This is a genomic window from Azospirillum sp. SYSU D00513 (assembly GCF_017356015.1).
Taxonomy (GTDB): Bacteria; Pseudomonadota; Alphaproteobacteria; order Azospirillales; family Azospirillaceae; genus Azospirillum.
This window is the reverse complement of the sequence record NZ_JAFIQV010000016.1, coordinates 50,716-68,675: the sequence shown is the minus strand read 5'-3', so window position 1 is coordinate 68,675 and position 17,960 is coordinate 50,716. Positions and strand designations below refer to the sequence as shown.

At 68.7% G+C, this 17,960-nt stretch carries 14 protein-coding genes; 11 read left to right on the top strand and 3 right to left on the bottom strand.

Annotated elements, in window-relative coordinates; translation table 11 throughout:
• The first annotated feature begins 77 nt into the window (after positions 1–77).
• The 6 genes from JUB11_RS13830 to JUB11_RS32765 all read left to right on the top strand — a co-directional run bounded on the left by JUB11_RS13830 (position 78) and on the right by JUB11_RS32765 (position 8,583).
• Complete coding sequence (locus JUB11_RS13830) at positions 78–1,058, top strand: FkbM family methyltransferase (protein WP_207459135.1); 981 nt, start codon at positions 78–80, stop codon at positions 1,056–1,058.
• A gap of 77 nt (positions 1,059–1,135) precedes the next feature.
• Entirely contained in the window at positions 1,136–3,157 is a 2,022-nt protein-coding gene (locus JUB11_RS13825) for a tetratricopeptide repeat protein (RefSeq protein ID WP_207459134.1), read from the top strand.
• Positions 3,154–5,496, top strand: coding sequence for a tetratricopeptide repeat protein (locus tag JUB11_RS13820; RefSeq protein WP_247887037.1), 2,343 nt, complete (start codon positions 3,154–3,156; stop codon positions 5,494–5,496). Before JUB11_RS13825 ends, JUB11_RS13820 begins: the two co-directional genes overlap by 4 nt.
• A 125-nt stretch (positions 5,497–5,621) precedes the next feature.
• Entirely contained in the window at positions 5,622–6,326 is a 705-nt protein-coding gene (locus JUB11_RS13815; protein ID WP_207459133.1) for a hypothetical protein, read from the top strand.
• Between the two features lie 12 nt (positions 6,327–6,338).
• Positions 6,339–7,451, top strand: coding sequence for a UDP-2,4-diacetamido-2,4,6-trideoxy-beta-L-altropyranose hydrolase (gene pseG, locus JUB11_RS13810; protein ID WP_207459132.1), 1,113 nt, complete (start codon positions 6,339–6,341; stop codon positions 7,449–7,451).
• A 49-nt stretch (positions 7,452–7,500) separates the two neighbouring features.
• On the top strand, positions 7,501–8,583 hold the full coding sequence (locus tag JUB11_RS32765; protein ID WP_207459131.1) for a ketoacyl-ACP synthase III: 1,083 nt from the start codon (positions 7,501–7,503) through the stop codon (positions 8,581–8,583).
• A gap of 11 nt (positions 8,584–8,594) precedes the next feature.
• Here JUB11_RS32765 and JUB11_RS13800 read toward each other — a convergent pair whose 3' ends face one another.
• From JUB11_RS13800 to JUB11_RS13790, 3 genes are read right to left on the bottom strand one after another with little or no spacing between them, the layout of a single operon-like run.
• Complete coding sequence (locus JUB11_RS13800) at positions 8,595–9,524, bottom strand: hypothetical protein (RefSeq protein ID WP_247887036.1); 930 nt, start codon at positions 9,522–9,524, stop codon at positions 8,595–8,597.
• Positions 9,521–10,081: a GNAT family N-acetyltransferase gene (locus JUB11_RS13795; RefSeq protein ID WP_207459129.1), complete on the bottom strand. Its 561-nt coding sequence runs from the start codon at positions 10,079–10,081 to the stop codon at positions 9,521–9,523. Before JUB11_RS13795 ends, JUB11_RS13800 begins: the two co-directional genes overlap by 4 nt.
• Positions 10,078–10,875 carry an SDR family oxidoreductase gene (locus tag JUB11_RS13790; RefSeq protein ID WP_247887035.1) on the bottom strand — a complete coding sequence of 266 codons (798 nt, stop codon included), beginning with the start codon at positions 10,873–10,875 and terminating at the stop codon, positions 10,078–10,080. The genes JUB11_RS13795 and JUB11_RS13790 overlap by 4 nt, the downstream gene beginning before the upstream one ends.
• A gap of 296 nt (positions 10,876–11,171) precedes the next feature.
• Between JUB11_RS13790 and JUB11_RS13785 the strand changes: the two genes are divergently transcribed.
• From JUB11_RS13785 to JUB11_RS13765, 5 genes are all read left to right on the top strand, one after another.
• Complete coding sequence (locus tag JUB11_RS13785) at positions 11,172–12,080, top strand: glycosyltransferase family 10 (protein WP_207459128.1); 909 nt, start codon at positions 11,172–11,174, stop codon at positions 12,078–12,080.
• Positions 12,053–13,264 (top strand): glycosyltransferase, encoded by a 1,212-nt coding sequence (locus JUB11_RS13780; RefSeq protein ID WP_207459127.1) that lies wholly within the window; start codon positions 12,053–12,055, stop codon positions 13,262–13,264. Before JUB11_RS13785 ends, JUB11_RS13780 begins: the two co-directional genes overlap by 28 nt.
• 110 nt (positions 13,265–13,374) lie before the next feature.
• A complete protein-coding gene (locus JUB11_RS13775) occupies positions 13,375–16,455 on the top strand; it encodes an FkbM family methyltransferase (RefSeq protein ID WP_207459126.1) in 3,081 nt (1,026 codons plus the stop codon).
• Positions 16,452–17,144, top strand: coding sequence for an FkbM family methyltransferase (locus JUB11_RS13770; protein WP_207459125.1), 693 nt, complete (start codon positions 16,452–16,454; stop codon positions 17,142–17,144). Before JUB11_RS13775 ends, JUB11_RS13770 begins: the two co-directional genes overlap by 4 nt.
• Positions 17,141–17,944 (top strand): hypothetical protein, encoded by an 804-nt coding sequence (locus tag JUB11_RS13765; protein WP_207459124.1) that lies wholly within the window; start codon positions 17,141–17,143, stop codon positions 17,942–17,944. Before JUB11_RS13770 ends, JUB11_RS13765 begins: the two co-directional genes overlap by 4 nt.
• Positions 17,945–17,960: the final 16 nt, after the last annotated feature.

Sequence of the window (17,960 nt, the reverse complement as noted above, 5' to 3'; positions counted from 1 at the left end):
CTGGCACCCGCCTTGCCCGCTGGCGGGAAAGCTGTGTATTGCTTTGGGCAGCTTCATCTGGACGGGCGGGCGCCGCGATGGCTTCGATCACCGACATCAACGACATTCCCCGGCATGCCCGCATCTTCATCTATGGCGCTGGTGTCGGCGGCGGAGCGCTCTATGGCTTCCTGACCGCTTCGGGGCGGCAGCGGGACGTCGGCGGGTTCATCGAAACCGTCCCGAAGGCGCGCCCCCTGACCGTGCGGTCCTTCTCACCGCAGGAATACGCCGAATTGCGCCGCCCGGACGACGTGGTGCTGATCGCCAGCACCAGCTTCGAGGACATGGCGGCGACCCTGGACAGGTTGGGGATCGACAATTACCGGATCGCCCTTCCGCTGCTCGCCGCCCATCTGGACGGGCAGCAGCTTTGGCCGCTCGAATTCTGCCGCCGCCATGTCCGGAAGGCCGGGCTGTCCATCGACGTGGGCGCCAACATCGGCCTGATGACGGCCCTGTTCGCCCGCTTTTCGGAACGGGTCATCGCCTTCGAGCCGAACAGGACGCTGGCCGGCAAGTTCGCCCGGTTGACCGCCGGATGCGCCGGGGTGGAACTGGTTCACCTGGCCTGCGGGTCCGCGAGCGGCCCGGCCCGGCTGCATCTTCCCCTCCCCGGTAACGAGGCGGGAGACCTGCTGTACGAGGTAACCGCCACCCTGAACGAACCGGGCTGGGCACACCAGGCGGTCGAGGTCGAGCAGGTCACGCTGGACGCGTTCTGCGCCAGCCGCGGCATCCGGCCCGACTTCATCAAGATCGACGCGGAATGGCTCGATTACGAGGTCATCCGGGGCGCCCGCCGCCTCATCGAGACGTCGGCGCCGGTGCTGCTGTTCGAGGCTTACCGCCTCGACGAGGATTGCCTCGGCATGCTGCGCCGCCATTACGAGCTGATCGCCATACCCGAGCATGACCAGATCGTCGCCCACGGCGCGGAGCCCCTGATGCCGCTCGACCGCTTCCTGGCGCGAAGCGGTGGCAAGCCGCCGCTCAACATCGGCGCCGTGCCCCGGTAGGGCGTGGCCGCGCTCGGCCGGACCGGCCGCCGGACAGGAACGGCCAGACAGGAACCGGCAGACATGAACCCGACATCATGAACCGGAAGACGGGCAAGGCGGGGCGGGCGGATCCGGCGGCGGAGCTGCTGGGGCGGGCGGTGGCGCTGCACCAGGCCGGCCGGCTTGCCGAGGCCGAGAGCCTGTATGCGGAGGCGTTGCGCGTCCGGCCGGGCCATCCAGACGCCCTGCATCTGCGGGGCATGATCGCCTGCCAGACCGGCCGCTTCGCCGAGGGCGCCGAACTGATCGGGCGCGCCATCGCCGGGAACGGGTCGGCACCCGACTACCACGCCAACCTTGCCCACGCCCTTCAGGCGCTGGGCCGGGCGACGGAGGCGGAGGCCGCCTGCCGCAAGGCGCTGCGGCTGCGCGGGAGTTTTCCCGAAGCCGCCAACACGCTGGGCAACGCGCTGTCCGCGCAAGGGCGTTCCGAGGAAGCCGCGCAAGCCTACCGCGAGGCGCTGAGGGGCCGGCCCGACTTCGCGGAGGCGCAAGGCAACCTCGGCGCCGTGCTGCGGGGGATGGGCCGTCCGGCGGAGGCCGAGCCTCTGCTGCGGGCGGCGCTCGCGCGTCAACCCGGCCTCAGCGAAGCGCGGGCGGCTCTCGGGCTGGCCCTGCTCGACCTCGGCCGGGAGGGGGAGGGCATCGGGGCCTTGCGCGCGGTGCTGGCGGAGCGCCCGTCGCACGGCCCCTCCCTGCTGGCCTTGGCCGGCGCCCTCCAACGTCGCGGCGATGGCGGTGCTGAGGCGGCCTACCGGCACTATTTGGCCGGTGAGCCGGGTGACGCGGAAGCCTGGAACGCCCTTGGGCTTCTGCACCAGGCGGCCGAGCGGATTGGGGGCGCGGCTTCAGCCTTCGCCCGTGCCCTGCGCGCCGATCCCGTCCTGGCGGAGTCGCTGACCAACCTCGGCACGCTGCGGCAAGGGCAAGGCCGCCTTGCCGAGGCGGAGGCGCTCCACCGCCGTGCCCTGGCGCTGCGGCCAGGCTACGCCGGCGCCTGGGCCAATCTCGGGCTTGCCCTTCAGAGGCGGGGCGGCGAGGCGGGTGCGGAGCGGTGCTTCACCCGCGCCCTCCGCGCCGAGCCGAACCAGGCGGTGGCCCGCTTCAACCGGGCGCTGCTGCGGTTGAAGCAGGGCCGGATGACCGAGGGGTGGGAGGACTACGCGCACCGCTTCGCCTCGCCCGCGCTCGGGCAGGCCCGCGTCACGGCGCTGCCGCCCTGGCGGGGCGAACCTCTGGCCGGCCGGCGGCTGCTGGTCTGGGGCGAACAGGGGCTGGGCGACGAGCTGATGTTCGGGAGCTGCCTGCCGGACCTGCTCGCGCGGGCGGACCGGCTCGGGGCCGGCGGTCTGCTGGTCGAATGCGACGCGCGGCTGGTGCCGCTCTTCGCGCGCTCCCTTCCGGGCGCGTCCGTCCGCCCGCATGACGGCAACCCCGGCGACGCCGACCTCCAGGTCGCCATGGGATCGCTTCCCGCGCTGCTGCGTGGGGCACTGGCGGATTTCCCGCCGCAAGGGGGCTGGCTCCTGGCGGACATGGACCGCGTGCGGCGCTGGCGGGACTGGTTCGCCGTGCAAGGCCCCGCCCTGACGGTCGGCATCGCCTGGACCAGCCGGCACGCCACCTTGTCGCGCCGTCCAGCCTACACGGCGCTGGAGCAGTGGCGGCCGGTGCTGTCCGTGCCGGGGGTGCGGTTCGTCAGCCTGCAATATGACCGGCGGGAGGAGGAGATCGGGCGCGCGGAGGAGCGGCTGGGCGCGCGGCTGCTGCGCTGGGAGGGGCTGGACCTCAAGGACGACCTGGAGGGTGCGGCGGCGCTGACCGCCGCGATGGACCTCGTGATCACGGTCGCCTCCTCCGTCGGCGAGATGGCGGGGGCGCTCGGCGTGCCGGTCTGGCGCGTCGGCGCCCGCGACTGGACCCAGCTCGGCGCCGCCGTCCGGCCCTGGTTCCCGACGATGGCGGTCGTTCCCCCCGGACCGGCCGGAACCATGGACGAGGCGCTGGGCGCGGCGGCGCGGCGGCTGACCGCGCTGGCCGGGGGGCGGCGGCCTTGAGCGGCCCCGCTCTCCTGCTGGCCGAGGCGCTGGGCCATCACCGGGCCGGCGCACTGGACGCGGCGGAGACCCTGTACCGCCGCATTCTCGACGCGTCGCCCGGCCACGCCGACGCCCTGCATCTGCTGGGCGTGCTGACCCACCAGCGCGGGCATCACGCGGAGGCGGCGCGGCTGATCGGGGAGGCGATCCGAGTCGACGGCACGGTCGCCGACTATCACCGCCATCTTGGCCTCGTGCTGCTGGCAATGGACCGGGCGGAGGAGGCCGCCGCATGCCACGGCCGCGCGCTGCAGCTGCGGCCGGACCATGCCGAGGCACGCTTCAACCTCGGCGTCGCGCTGGCGGCGCTCGGCCGCAAGGAGCAGGCGGCGGCGCAGTACGCCGAGGCGGCGCGTCTGCGGCCCGACTTCGCCGAGGCTCACCTGAATCTCGGGGCGGTGCTCCAGGATCTCGGGCGGGCCGGGGAAGCGGTCGCCAGCCACCGCCGCGCGGCGGAGCTGATGCCGGCGGACCCGCGCCCCTGGAGCAACCTCAGCGCCAGCCTGCGCCATCTCGGTCGCGCGGCGGAGGCGGGCGAGGCGATGCGGCAGGCGCTGGCACGCGGGGGCGCGGGAGATGCCACCGGGCTGGCGGTGCTGGCCGGGTCACTGCATGCGGAGGGCCGGCTCGCCGAGGCTGCGGAGGCCTATGTCGAGTCCCTGCGGATCGATCCGGGCGCCCCGCTGGTCCTGAACAATTTCGGCCTGCTGCTCCAGGATCTCGGGCAACCCGAGGACGCCGCGGCCTGCTTCGACGGGGCGGTGGCGCTGAAACCGGACTTCGTTGAAGCGCACGACAATCTCGGCTCGGTCCGGCGGGGACAGGGGCGGGCGGCAGAGGCTGTGGAGAGCCACCGCAAGGCGCTCGCCCACCGGCCGGACATGGCGGCGGCCTGGAACAATCTCGGCAACGCGCTGAAGGACCTGAACCGGACCGGGGAGGCGTTCCCGGCCTGGCGCATGGCCGTGCTACTGGATCCAGGTCTTGCCAGCGTTTGGTCCAACCTCGGCAACGGCCTGCGCGAGCGGGAGGATTTCGCGGGTGCCGCGGCGCACCACCGCCGCTCCCTGCGTCTGGCACCCGGCCAGCCCATGGCCGCCAACAACCTTGGCCATGCGCTTCAGGGCCAGGGACGTTTCATGGAGGCGGCCCGGTGGTTCCGGCGGGCGCTGGCGCTCGATCCCGCCTATGGCGAGGCCATGAGCAATCTGGGGCTGGCGGAGCAGCGGCTGGGCCGGACGGAGGCGGCGGAGGCTTCCTACGGCCGCGCCCTGCTCCTCGCGCGGGATCTGGCGCTGGCCCACTTCAACCGCGGGCTGTTGCGGCTGGAGCGGGGCGATTTCACCGGGGGATGGCCGGGCTACGCCTGGCGCTTCGCCTCCGGCCAGGTCGGCGCCGGCCGCCAGCCGGCCATTCCGGCTTGGCGCGGCGAGGATCTCGTGGGCAAGCGGCTGCTGGTCTGGGGAGAGCAGGGGGTCGGCGACACGATGCTCTTCGCCTCGGTCTGCGAGGATGCCGTGGCACGCGCCGGTCATGTGGTGGCCGGTCATGTGGTGATCGAGACGGACCGCCGGCTCGTGCCGCTCCTCGCCCGCTCCTTCCCGCAGGCGACGGTGCGCGCCCAGGCGGTGGACGCGCGCGGGCGGGAAACCCTCTCCTTCCCCGACTGCGCGCTGCACACGCCCGTGGGCTCCCTGGCGCGGGTGTTCCGCAGGTCCTTGGCCGCCTTTCCCTCCCGCCCGTCCTGGCTTGTTCCGGACCCGGCGCGGTTGGCGCTCTGGCGGGAGCGGCTGGCCGCACTCGGGCCGGGGCTGAAGGTCGGCATCGGCTGGCGCAGCCAGCTCATGACGGCGGAGCGGCGGACGGCCTACACGATCCTGGAGGACTGGGCGCCGCTGTTCCGCGTTCCGGGGCTGGTGTTCGTGAACCTGCAATACGGCGACTGCGCGGAGGAGATCGAACGGGCGGAAGCACGCTTCGAGGTGCGCCTGCACCGCTGGTCGGACCTGGACCTGAAGGACGATTTCGAGGCGGCGGCGGCGCTGGTGTCGAACCTGGATCTCGTGATCTCGCCGGCCATGTCGGCGGGGGAGCTGGCGGGGGCGCTGGGCGTGCCGGTCTGGCGCTTCGGCGGGCGGGACTGGACCCAGCTCGGCACGGGCGTGCGGCCCTGGTTCCCCTCCATGCGCCTGTGGCAGCCCCGTCCCGGCGAGGCCCTGCCCGACGTTCTCGCCCGCATGGCACGCGAACTGGCCGCCGGCGCCGAATCTCGACCGGGGCCATTAACGCTCGGTTAAGGATGCTTAACGTAGGTTGATCCTAGGGATTGGGGAGCGGGTGTCCGGATTCCCAATCCGGGTTCAAGTGGCTTTGGTCTCTGGCGCCGCCGTGGCGGACGCCGGGGAAACGAGGAGGGCAGGCTATGGCGGACAATGGGTTGGCCGGCGTCAATTCGCTGGTGTCGGGTCTGAAGGACTCCGTCAACGCTGCCGTCGCCGCCCTGGAAGCCAAGCGCAAGGCGGAGGCCGAAGCCTCTGCGAACGTTCAGGAATTCCAGAAGGAAGTCAACAAATCCTCCTCGACCAACCGGTCGCAGGCGACGGACATCGGTATCCTCGCCCGGAACACCACCCGCCTCAACGTCGTCAGCAATCTCGCGGCCAAGGACACGGTCGATTTCTTCAAGTTCCGCGTCACCAGCAAGGGCGAGGCGACCCTGGGCCAGATCGGCGATGAGGGGCTGCGCGTCCAGGTGATGTCCAAGCTGGGCGTCGTGGTCGCCGACAGCAACAAGGACGAAGGCAAGAATTACGAGAACTTCCAGTCCATGCAGAAGGGCGAGCTCCAGCTCGACCGCGGCGATTATGTCCTGCGCGTCTCGCGCGACAAGGGCACCGACGCCAACGAGGCGAAGAACTACGCGCTCCAGCTCAGCATGGGCAGCTACAGCAAGGATTACGACACGGTCGTCAAGCAGCCCTCGCGCAACGAAAACCCCTACCAGATCTCGGCCGGTCAGCAGGCCATGCTGGACGGGCTGAGCACGGCGGCCGCGGCCAGGGCCTCGATCCCCACCGGCCTTTCGGGCACCCAGAAGCTGATGGGCAGCTTCAGCCTGTTCGTCTGACCGGAGCCGGCGATGAATCCCGCCGCCGGCGCTTGCCACGGGGCGGCCACGGTCCTCTTCAGGGCCGACGCGTCACCTGAGATCGGGACCGGCCATGCCATGCGCTGCCTGGCCCTGGCCGAGGCGGTGATCGAGACCGGTGGCCGCTGCGTCTTTGCCATGGCGCAATCGAGCGAGGCTCTGGACCGCCGCATCGAAGCCGCCGGCGCTGGAAATAGAAGGGTCGCCGCCGAACCGGGCAGCCCGGAGGATCTCCGGATCACGCTCGCGATCGCCGTGGAGGAGGGCTGCCGGGCGGTGGCGCTCGACGGCTACCGCTTCGGCGAGGTCTACCGCGCCGGGCTGCGGGCGTCTGGCGCGCGCATTCTCGCCTTCGACGATCTGGGCGACCTTGCCAACCTGCACGCCGACGTGGTCGTCAACGCCGCCCCGACGGCGGCCGGGCTGCCCTATGCCCGGATCGCGCCGGATGCCACGCATCTGCTGGGCGCCGGCTATGTGGCGCTGCGCCGGGAGATCCGCGAGGCGGCGAAGGCGGAGCGCAAGCCCCTGGCCGAGCGGCGCTCGATCCTCCTGACCTTCGGTGGCTCCGATCCGCTCGGCCTGACGGGGCTTTGCATCGAGGTCCTGGCGCCCTCCCTCCCGGAAGGCGACCGGCTGACCGTGGCCGTGGGCGGCGCCAACCCGCGCGCCGGCGCGATCCGGGAGGCGGCCCTGCGGCATGGCGCGCGGGTGGAACTGCACGTGGACAGCTCCCGCATGGGCGCCCTGATGGCCGGGGCCGGGCTGGCGGTGTCGGCGGCAGGCACGACGGTCGGCGAACTGGCCGCACTCGCCGTGCCGACGATCCTGGTGGTGGCGGCCGACAACCAGGCCCCCGCGGCCGGCCCCGTGTCGGAAGCCGGCTGGTGCCGTGTCCTGGACGGGCGGCGGCCCGACGCGGTGTCCCGCCTGCGCGACCTCGCCCTGGCGCTCTGGCACGACCCGGCCGAACGGGCGCGCATGGCCGCGCGGGCGGTTGGCACGGTGGATGGCGACGGTGTCCGGCGCATCCTCGACGCGCTGCTCGGCACTCCGCCCGATCCCCGTTTACAGCCGAATCCGCCCTGTGGCACCGTGCCGTGAGGCCGGGGCGTGCCAGGGCCAGAGTTTTCCCATCGATGAGGGTTCTCCCGTGAAAGCGTTCGTGGAAAAGGTGCGGATCGCCGGTGTGCGTGCGGCGGTTCCGAGCCGGCGCCACTCCTTCGTGGAGGAGCCCGGCATCTTCACCAGCGAGGAAGCGCGGAAGCTCTTCGCCACCACCGGCGTGTATGAGCGCCGCGTGGCGCCGGCCCCGTTGATGGCCTCGGACATGTGCGTCGCGGCGGCCGAGGGGCTGATCCGGCAGCTCGATTGGGATCCCGCGACCATCGACGTGCTGATCTTCGTGTCGCAGGACGCCGACTACGTCCTTCCGGCCACCGCCTGCATCATGCAGCGGCGGCTTGGGCTGCCCACCTCCTGCGCCGCCTTCGACGTGCCGCTGGGCTGTTCTGGCTATGTCTACGGGCTGTGGATGGCGGGGCGGCTGCTCGGCGGGTCGGACGCGCGCCGGGCTCTGGTGCTGTGCGGCGACAACGCCACCCGCCATCTGCATCCGGAGGACCGGGCGACCCTGCCGCTGTTCGGCGACGCCGGCTCGGCAACCGCGCTGGAGGTCGATGCCGACGCGCCGCCCATCCCGGTGGTGCTGGGCACGGACGGCGCCGGGGCAAAGCACATCTTCGTCAAGGCCGGCGGCAAGCGCGACTGCCTGATCCCCACCGGCCAGCCACGTTCCCCGGAGGAGGAGGAACGGCTGATGCTGGACTCCCGCCTCAAGCTGAACGGTGCCGAAGTTTTCGCCTTCACCCTGAAGGCCGTGCCGCCGCTGCTGCGCACGACGATGGAGCATGCCGGCGTCACCATGGACGAGCTGGACCATGTGGTGCTGCACCAGGCGAACAAGTTCATGCTCGACCATCTGCGCAAGCGGGTGCAGATCCCCGAGGACAAGTTCGTCGTGGACATGCACCATTTCGGGAACACCAGCTCGGCCTCGATCCCGCTGGCGATCTGCCACCAGCTCTCCGGCCCGCTCGCAGGGCGCAGCAGCAAGCTGCTGATGGCGGGCTTCGGCGTGGGCTGGTCCTGGGGCGCCATGGTCGCCGACATCGGGCCGATCCCGGCGCCGGCCGTGGAGGAGATCCCCGGCGACTTCCCCGTGCTGGAAGTCTGACCGCCGCCGGCCTATCGCAGGTAGACGCGGTTCACGAACGGGTCGAGGCCCGCCGGGCGCTCCATCACCGGCGCCTGCGGCGCGTGCGGCGTCCGGTTCACCGTGTACTGGGCGGTGAGCAGGAGCCGAGCGTCCCGCTTCGGCAGCAGCCCCTTGTGCCAGCCGTAGGTGTCCGCGGCGAACCAGGTCCCCGCCGGCCCCGTGACGGTCACCTCGTTGCCGGCCCCGAAGGCCGCCCGGACCGTCTCGTCGGCGAGCGCCTTTCCGGTGCCCAGACGCGGGCTGTGATGGCTGCCCTTCATGAAGACGTGCGGGCCGGCCTCCGCATCAACGTCGGTCAGATAGAAGAAGACCTTGAAGCCGCGGAGGCTGTCGAAGTCGCGGTGGTAGCGCTGGGTTCCCTTGGCGGCGGAGCGGTCGGGGAAGGACCACCAGCAGCCGATGTTGTCGAGCGTCGGCTTGCAGCCGAGATAGAGTTCCGCGGCTTCGAGCAGCCGCGGATCGTTGAAAAGCCTGAGCACGTGCGGCGCGGACAGGATGTCCTCGACGCCGTGATAGCCCATGTTGGACTCCGTACTCGGCGGGGCGCCCGGCGGGAAGGCGCCGAGATGCGGCCGGTAGGGATCCCGGACGCGGCAGCCTTCGAAATGGGCGCGCATGTCCGCGACGATCCCGGGGGCGAGCGGCGGGAGGGGCGGCGTGATCCCGTCCGTGCGAAGATGTTGATGCCAGACCCGGGCGGCTTCCGAGGGCCGGAAAACGGGCGTGCGGGGCCGGGCCGACGCCAGGAGCCGCGCCACCCGATCCCGCGTCCGCGGCGCCGGGAACAGGGGCAGCAGGTCGTAGACGAAGCGGCGCCGGTCCATGGACGCGCGTTTCAGGAAGTCCGCCAGGGAGGGGATGCGCGTTCGCAGGCGCTCCGGGAATCCAGGTTCGGTCATGGCCATTCCCGGCCGTCCATGTCCATGAGAATGCCGTAGCGGCTCCGCGTGGTTCGCCAGTCCGTTTCCAGCATTTCGAAAATGTGCAGGTCCTGGGCTCTGCCGTCCTTGACCACCTGTTCGCGCAAGGTGCCGACATGGCGGTAACCGAGCATCGTCTGGCCCTTCACCACGCGTTCGTTGGAGGCGAGGATATGGTTCACCACCTTGCGCTGCCCCATCGTGTAGAAGACGTGGTTGAGCATGTGGGTGAAGTTGAAGGGACCCATGCCGGTGCGGCCGCGCCGATCCGCCATGTAGACGCCGAAGGTGCAGATCCGCCATTCCGGGTTGGTGACGGTGATCGACGCGTAGCCGACCGGGATCCCATCCACCATCATGATGCGGTGGACGTAATCGTCCCGCTCGTTGCTGCGCCGCAGCCAGGCCCGCTGCTTTTCCACGTCGTTCTCGACCGCCGTGAACATCTGGCTGGCGATTTCCGGCCGCAGGCGCCATTCCAGCAGCATTTCGGCATCGTCGGGGTTCGGGACGCGAAAGCTCAGCCCCTGCGTCATGCCGTTCGCCCGCCGTCCACGACCATGGAGGTCCCGGTGATCCAGCGGCCCGTGTCGGCGATCAGATAGGCGATGGCGTTGGCGGCATCGTCCACATGGCCGAAGCCAAGCGGCTGCAGTTTGCGCAGATGCTCGATCTGTTCGGGCGTCAACTTTTCGAAGCCGCGCTCGATCAGGTCGGTCATGACGATGGACGGAACGATGCAGTTCACCCGGATGCCGTCGGGCAGAAGCTCGGCCGACAGACCCTTGGTCGCCGCGATGACCCCGCCCTTGCTGGCCGCGTAGACGACGTTGGCCGGGGAGGCCGCCGTGGCGGCGGTGGAGGCGATCAGCACCAGCGAGGCCGTGTCCGCGTGCACGCCCTTCTGCCGCAGCCCCTTGGCGATGGCGAGGCAGGAGCCGAGGTTGACGCGCATCACCTCCTCGAAGAAGGAGGCCGAGAAGATGCGGATCGGGCGCAAGGTCTGGATGCCCGCGCAATGCGCCACCCCGTGGAAGGCGCCGCCCCGGGCGGCGAGGTCCTTCAGCCAGCCGGGAACCGCGTCGAGTTGGCCAAGGTCGAAGGCGGCGGCGTCATGGCCCCCGCCCTCCAGCAGCGCCAGCGTTTCCCCGAGCCGGGTCTCGTCGCGGCCGCTCACCGTCACCCGCGCGCCGAGCCGGGACAGCAGGACCGCCGTGGCGCGCCCGATACCGGCGGACGCGCCGGTGACCAGCATGCGCCGGCCGGTCAGGTCCATCGGGTTGTGAGTGGGGGGCATGGAGGACCGCGACAATTCATTCGAATGGAGCATTCTCCTAATTGCCGATCAATCCTGTCAAGCCGGGCCTCGCGCGCCGCCCATGCCGTGGGGCAACTCAGCCGGGGGAAACGGCTCGCTTTGAGCAAAGGCCCTGCGCCGGGTGCCTGGGTGCAATCCCCTCTTCCTGCCGCTCCTGGAGCGGAGCGCTCCATTAACAAAGCGGAAACCCTTTGACATCTAAATCAAGGAGGGCTGAAGCCCATCGGGGGGAGGCATCGCCGTGCGTCGAAGCCGTTGCCAGGGGCGAGACGCCGGCGGTTTTGGGAACGGGGTTTCAAGCAGGAACGATGGCTGAACCGGTGATCGCCGTAGTGAAGAGTTGGGACTGGCCGGATCTCCGGCGCCAGTTGCCCGGCCGCGAACTGCGCTGGGGCGGTGTCCGCTTCACCTTCGATACCGGGCAGCCGGCCGATGCCGCTGTCATCCTGACCGGGGCGCCCGCCGGCACGGTCCTGACCTGCCCTCCGGAACGCGTCTGGCTGATGATGCAGGAACCCCCGAACGAAGCGTTCGCCGCGTTCCATCAGGCACCGCCGGTGTTCAGCCGGGTCTATACGACCGACGACAGGCTTGAAGGGGAGCGCTACCGCAAGGTGCCGCCCGCCCTTCCCTGGCATGTGGACCGCGACTACGACTGGCTTTCCCGGTGTCCCATGCCGGCCAAGGACCGACACATATCCTGCATCGCCAGCGGAAAGGCGATCTTCTCCGGCCATCAGGCACGGCTCCGCTTCCTGGCTGATCTTCGAAAGCACCTTTCCTTCGACCTGTTTGGCCGTGGCTTCTGCGCCGTGGCCGACAAATGGGACGTGCTCGCGCCCTACCGGTTTTCGATCGCCGTCGAGAATTTCCGGGGACCACTCTACTGGTCCGAGAAACTCGCCGATTGCTTCCTCGCCTGGACCTTGCCCATCTACGTGGGCTGTACGGACATAGGGCGCTGGTTTCCACGTGATGCGGTGATCAGCGTGGACATGGATGACACCGACGCCATCGCGCGCCTTCTCGACACGCTCTCCCAGCCGGATTTGTGGGAATCGCGGCTGGATGCTCTTGCCGAGGCCCGGCGTCGCGTGCTCGACCGCTACAACATCTTTGCCTTCCTCGCCGCGGAATTCGAGGAGGCCGGCTCCGGCGGCCCGGCGCGGCGGGTGGAGATCCCCACCGCATGGCGTCCGCTCGCGGGTGCGTCGTGAAGGCGGATACCCGAACCGCACCCCGGTTCGCGATGGTCGTGCCCGTGCGGAACTATCCGCGCCACGCGCTTGCGCGGACGCTGGAATCCTTGAGATATCAGCGGGGCGGTAGCGATGACGTCGAGATCTGCGTGGCCGATTACGGGTCCTCGGAGGCCTGCGCGCGCGAAACGGAAACGACCGCGCGCGAATGGGGGGCTTTCCATCGCGTCTTCGACGAGCGGGGACCCTGGAACAGGGCGCGCGCCATCAATCTCGGCGTCCGAGCCACGGTGGCTCCGGTCATCATCGCCAGCGACGCCGACATCGTGTTCGCCCCAGACTTTCTGGACTGCCTGCGCGAACTGGCCGCCCGGACCGGCCCGGAATGGTACGCGCACATGCCCATGCTGGACCTGCCCAGGGGCGTCCAACTGGCACCGGAACGCATCGCGGAAGACTACCATCCCGTCGCGTCCCTGGCCGAACAGCGTGTCTGGAGCAAAGGGAACGTCGCCTTCACACGGCTCCTGTTCGAACGGCTGCGCGGCTGGGAGGAAGCCTTCACGGTGTGGGGGTGCGAGGACAACGAGTTCTTCGACCGCTGTTCGCGCAGCGATGCCCCGACGTTCGACCTGACCGGCCGGACCTCCTGCCTTCATCACTGGCACCCCTCCAATAAGAGAGGGGAGGAGGCGCGCGCCGCCATCGCCCGGAACCAGGTGATCTATTGGCCAAACGAAGGACGGTTGCCGGTGGTTCGCTCCGGGCCGCTCGCCGGGGAGCCGCCGCTCGATTCGCATCGCCCCTTCTCGCTGCCGCTGGTGTCGATGATCGTCGCCGGGCGCGAACCCGGCCTATCCACCGCTGTCCGTCTGCTGTGCGAACAATCCTACAAGGCGGTCGAGATCCTGCGGGCCGATCTCGACGCCGGCCGCTTCGTGGTGAGCGATGGGTTCGGTACGGTGACGCGCGAAGGCGAACTGCCGAGCAGGATCCCCGAGGACGCCATCGCCCATTGCCGGACATTGGCGACCGGCGACCTGCTGGCCGCCATGGACGATGGCTTCCGTTTCCCGAACGACGAACATCTGGTCTGGGCCATACTCATTCCCATGCTGAAAGGGGAACGGCCGTCCCGCCGCTTCACCTGGCGGTGCGAGGATCGCGGGCAAGGCCCGGAAGCAACGAGAGCATCACCATGAGCCTTCCTTCGATTGAGCCCCGTCCGGATGGACGCCGTCCCGTTGCAATATTGGTGACGATGCCTCTTGGAGGGGTCGGGTCTTCTGCCGTCACGGGGCTTCTCGGACTCATGGGCGCCGGCCTGGGGCGCGAATCCAGCCTTTCTTCCGCCTCCGCGATGAACCCCAAAGGCAACTTCGAACTGCGGACGCATGATGCTTTCCTGCGTCGTGCCTTCCCGGGGGTCTACCCCGACGCGGCCGGCCTGCCCAGCGAGGCGGCCATCGCCGATGCCGTGGACCGGCTGTTGCCCGAATACGAGGACCTCATCTCGGCCGAGTTTCCCGATGCCCCCGTGTTCGCCCTGAAGGTGCCACGCGGCCTCGCGCTTCCCTTCTGGCGCCGCATGCAGGACCGCTTCGATGTCCGCGTTCTGAAGCTGACGCGCCGCGAGGACGATCAGTGCGGCTCCATCGCTCATGTCTGGCAAACATCGACCGACCCGGTGAAACGCGACGGCGGTGAACCTCTTATCCGTGCGCAGCTGTCGCTTTGGTCCGGGTTCCTGAAGGAACAGCTTGAATGTGGGGACTTCCCGATTCTGGAACTGGCCTTCGAGTCACTGCTTGAGGACCCGCTCGCCTACAGCCACCGCCTTGCCGGATTCGCGCCGCTGTCCATTCCCTCCCGCGCCGTGATCGAGGATTGGGTGACGCGGGGGCTTGTGAAACGATGGGCAAAAGACGAAAAGGCCGAAGAGGCTGAACGCAAGCCCCGCCCCTTGCCCTTCAACCGGTTCGGCGGACGGGAAAACCATCGTCTCGGCGAGCCGATCAAGGCCGCGATGCTGGCAAGCCGCGCGCCGATTCTGAACGAAGACCATCTCCGTGACGCCCTCGCCGCGGAGCGTGTCATCGCCGCTGTGGAGGACGAGGAACTCGGGGCGATCGAGAAGCAGCAGCGCGACGACCCGGCCGATCCTCATTTCCACTATTGGTACGCGCTCGCCCGCGCCCGGCGGCGGGATCACGCCACGGCCCGCGTCCATTTTCAGGCCGCGCTCGACCTCGGCCTCACGCATTGGCGCGTCGCCTGGGCCATGGCGCAGACGGCCGCCGCCTTGGGCGACCTTGATCTGGTGGACCGCCAGTGCGCCCGCATTCTGCGTGACGCTCCGCGATTCTGGTTCGCTCGCGAACTGCCGAAGCACGCCCGCGGTTACTTCGCCCAAGGCGATCATGAGCAGGTGATCGAAGCCTTCTTCGAGGCCAACCCGCCGCGACGGAAGGTTTTCGTGGAGGTCGGCGGTTTCGACGGCGTGCATTACTCGAACGTTCGGCGGCTCTGCCGAAGCTTTGGCTGGACGGGGATATCCATCGAGCCGGTCGCCGCCAATCATGCCAAGCTCATGGAGAGCTATCGAGGCTGGCCCGTCGCCTGCCCGCGCTACGCGGTCGCCGCGGTGGAGGGAAGCCGTGATATTCATGTCTCCTCCTACCCGCATCTCCCGGAATGGGGCAGTGACGTCGCGACCTTCGTCGAGGAGCGCCGCGGGGAATGGACCGCGAAGTATCAGGCAGAGTGGAGCACCGAGACGGTTCGCACCAAGCCGCTGACGGCGATCCTGGAGGAACACGGGATCGGCATGGTCGATTTCCTGAGCGTCGACGTGGAAGGCGCTGACCTGGAGGTGCTGAGAAGCCTGGATTTCTCCCGGTTCCGGCCGCAGCTTCTTCTGGTCGAGGTCGGAGGGAGCCGGCAGGACATCCACGCCTTCCTGGACGAGGCGGGCTACGCCGTGATCCTGGACAATGGGGTGGACCTTTTCGCCGCGGATCGGAAGCCCTCCGCCCTCGGCAGGGATGAGGCGGCGCGGCTCCTGAACCCGCATCTTCTGACGCTGACCAGGTTGAACGAAACGGTTCCGGCCTTCCGTGCCGATGCGCTCGCCCTGGCCGACGGGCGCAGGTTCGACGTGATGGCCAAATACCTCTATGCACGCCATCGCCTGCTTGGGCTGGACTGTGATTTCGCCCGGAAGCTGTATCTGGCGCATATCGAAGTGTTCAATGGCTTCCAGGAGGGTGATGGTTCCGGAAAATCCGGGCCAGCGGCTTTTCTGGAGCGCTTCGATGCACTGATCGCATCGATGCGGCGTGATGGCTTCGACGAGGAGGGATCCCGGATCCCCATCGGACGAAATGGCCTGTTCATGGATGGCGGCCATCGCCTTGCCGTCAGTCTCGCCCTCCGGACGGGGGTGGGCTGCCTGCGCCTTGACGGCGATGGGGCAGTCTATGATTACCGGTACTTCCGTGACCGGACGAAGCACGTGCCGGGAGGCCTCGACCCGCGCTGTCTCGACGCCATGGCCTTGGCGTACGCGGAACTTCATCGCGGGGCGCGCGTGGCGACCCTTTTCCCGGCCGCCGACGCCGACCGGGACGAAGAGGCTCGCGCCCTGCTGGAACGTCATTGCCGCATCGTCTACGAGCGGAAGGTGGAGGTTGCCGGGCATGGCGCTCCTCTCCTGATGCGGCAGATGTATGAGGGAGAACATTGGCTGGGCGGCGAGAGCGACGGTTTCAGGGGGGCCGGCAACAAGGGCGCCCGCTGCTTCGACGGCAGCGGCCCGTTGCGTGTGTTTCTGATCGAGCCGGACGAGCCCGACCGGCTGCGGGACTGCAAGGCGGAGATCCGGGCTCTCTACGGTCGCGGGAACGATTCGCTGCACATCAACGACTCCCACGCGGAAACGCTGATCCTTGCCAGGATCTACTTCAATGCCAACAGCGTGGCTTTCCTCAACACGGCCCGCCCCCGGCCATTCGAACCGTTCAGTTCCCTGTTCGAGCGATACCGGACGGGGCTCGCGACACTCGTCCGCGAGCCGGATCATTTCTGTCTGGAAGGCAGCGCCGTCATGGCCCTGTATGGGATGCGGCCGGCGCGGGATCTGGATTATCTGTCCTTTCGGGACGAAACTCCTGACTTCGGTACGAAGCTGATCGGCAATCATGCCAGTGAACTGGCTCATCATGTCCATGGCCGGGACGAGATCATCTTCGATCCTGCCCACCACTTCTATTGGCATGGGGTGAAGTTCGCTGCGCCGCACGTCGTTCGGGCCATGAAGGTCAAGCGCGGCGAGGTGCCGAAGGATGTGCAGGACGTTGCCATGATCGACGCATTCCTGGGAGACCGCGCATGAGGGCCGGGGCCCGTGGCCAGCCATCGGGGAAGATGGCCGCGCGTGACCGCTTCGCCGACGCACACGCGCTGCTTGGCGGAAAGGCACGCCTGGTCCTCGACGTTGGGGCCAACCGAGGCGCGGTGACGCGGCATTTCCGGACGCAGTATCCCGAGGCGGTCGTTCATGCCTTCGAGCCGATCCCCAGCCTCGCGGACGAGCTTAGGCAAAACTTCGCCCAGGACAGCCAAGTGATCGTGCACGGCTGCGCGGTCGGTGCGAAGGCTGCCACGGTGCCTTTTCACGTAACGCGCAATCTTGTGTCATCATCCCTTTATCGTCCCAGCCAGATGTTGGGACGCTATCATGGAGAGAATGTCAGCATCGACGAAACCATGGAGGTTCCGGTCAGAACTCTCTCCGATCTGTTCGCCGGCCAGTTCATCGATCTCCTGAAGCTGGATATACAGGGCGGCGAGTTGCAGGCGTTCATCGGGGCGGGACCGAAGCTGCTGAGCCATGTTCACATCATTCTCACGGAGGTCATGTTCTCGCCCTCATACGAGGGCCAGGACCTGTTCGCCGATGTCGATGCGTATTTGCGGGGCAGTGGCTTCCGCCTGTTCAATCTCTACGACCTATACTCCCACCCGGACGGGCAACTGCTCCAGGGCGATGCCCTTTATGTGAACGGAACGGAACGGCCATGAGCAGGGACGGCACGGGCATCCTCGTGTTCGGTCACACACGGCTCGATCATATTCTCCTGACGCTCGAGAGCCTTGGCCGCCAGGGATGCCTCCCGCGGACGGAAGTCTGGCTGGACGGACATTCGGCCCACCAGGAATGGAAGCCGCGTGTCCGGGCCGTGCGCAAGGCAGTCGCCGATGCTTATCCCGAGGTGAGGCGGACCTTCTATGAGGGCCGTGTCGGTATCGAAAAGCTGATGCTCGATGCGCTGAGCGCCGCAAGCGAGCGGTATGAGCGGATCATCGTCCTTGAGGACGACTGCTTTCCGACGCGTGACGCCATCACCCTGTTCGAAGAGGCACTCGGCATCGCGGCCGCGGATCCGGCCAGCTATTCGGTGTATGGGCATCCCTTTCTCGTCCCCGCGGAGGGAGACACCATCACGCGGTTCCAGGGCTGGGGGTGGGCGACGTCCAGTGAAAAGCTTGTTGCGCTGTTGCCGGACCTGAGGCGTTGCTTTGCCATGAGCGAGCCTGAGTATCTCGCCTTCGTCGAGCGGAGCCTGACCCCGGATGTCTGCGCGCGTCTCGACGTCACGCCCGGCCGGGATGTCATAAACGTTCTGCGCTCCTTCTTCAGTTGGGATTCCTGCACGGCCCTGCTCGCCGCGCAACGTGGCCTTCACCACCGGCGCACCCGGAAGCGCGCGGTCTACAACTGTGGCATGGGACCGGACAGCAGCCATTTTGCGACGTCCGAGCTGTTGCGCAATCCGCCCTACAACATGATCTCGCTTCATGAAGCGTTCGATCATTGGTGAAGGCCTGGGGTGATTA

Excerpts from the sequence above, each read along its gene's own strand:
- JUB11_RS13830 (WP_207459135.1), top strand. The coding sequence starts at position 78 with ATGGCTTCGATCACCGACATCAACGACATTCCCCGGCATGCCCGCATC.
- JUB11_RS13825 (WP_207459134.1), top strand. The coding sequence starts at position 1,136 with ATGAACCGGAAGACGGGCAAGGCGGGGCGGGCGGATCCGGCGGCGGAG.
- JUB11_RS13815 (WP_207459133.1), top strand. The coding sequence starts at position 5,622 with ATGGCGGACAATGGGTTGGCCGGCGTCAATTCGCTGGTGTCGGGTCTG.
- pseG (WP_207459132.1), top strand. The coding sequence starts at position 6,339 with ATGAATCCCGCCGCCGGCGCTTGCCACGGGGCGGCCACGGTCCTCTTC.
- JUB11_RS13800 (WP_247887036.1), bottom strand. The coding sequence starts at position 9,524 with ATGACCGAACCTGGATTCCCGGAGCGCCTGCGAACGCGCATCCCCTCC.
- JUB11_RS13795 (WP_207459129.1), bottom strand. The coding sequence starts at position 10,081 with ATGACGCAGGGGCTGAGCTTTCGCGTCCCGAACCCCGACGATGCCGAA.
- JUB11_RS13790 (WP_247887035.1), bottom strand. The coding sequence starts at position 10,875 with ATGCTCCATTCGAATGAATTGTCGCGGTCCTCCATGCCCCCCACTCAC.
- JUB11_RS13785 (WP_207459128.1), top strand. The coding sequence starts at position 11,172 with ATGGCTGAACCGGTGATCGCCGTAGTGAAGAGTTGGGACTGGCCGGAT.
- JUB11_RS13780 (WP_207459127.1), top strand. The coding sequence starts at position 12,053 with ATGGCGTCCGCTCGCGGGTGCGTCGTGAAGGCGGATACCCGAACCGCA.
- JUB11_RS13775 (WP_207459126.1), top strand. The coding sequence starts at position 13,375 with ATGGGCGCCGGCCTGGGGCGCGAATCCAGCCTTTCTTCCGCCTCCGCG.
- JUB11_RS13770 (WP_207459125.1), top strand. The coding sequence starts at position 16,452 with ATGAGGGCCGGGGCCCGTGGCCAGCCATCGGGGAAGATGGCCGCGCGT.
- JUB11_RS13765 (WP_207459124.1), top strand. The coding sequence starts at position 17,141 with ATGAGCAGGGACGGCACGGGCATCCTCGTGTTCGGTCACACACGGCTC.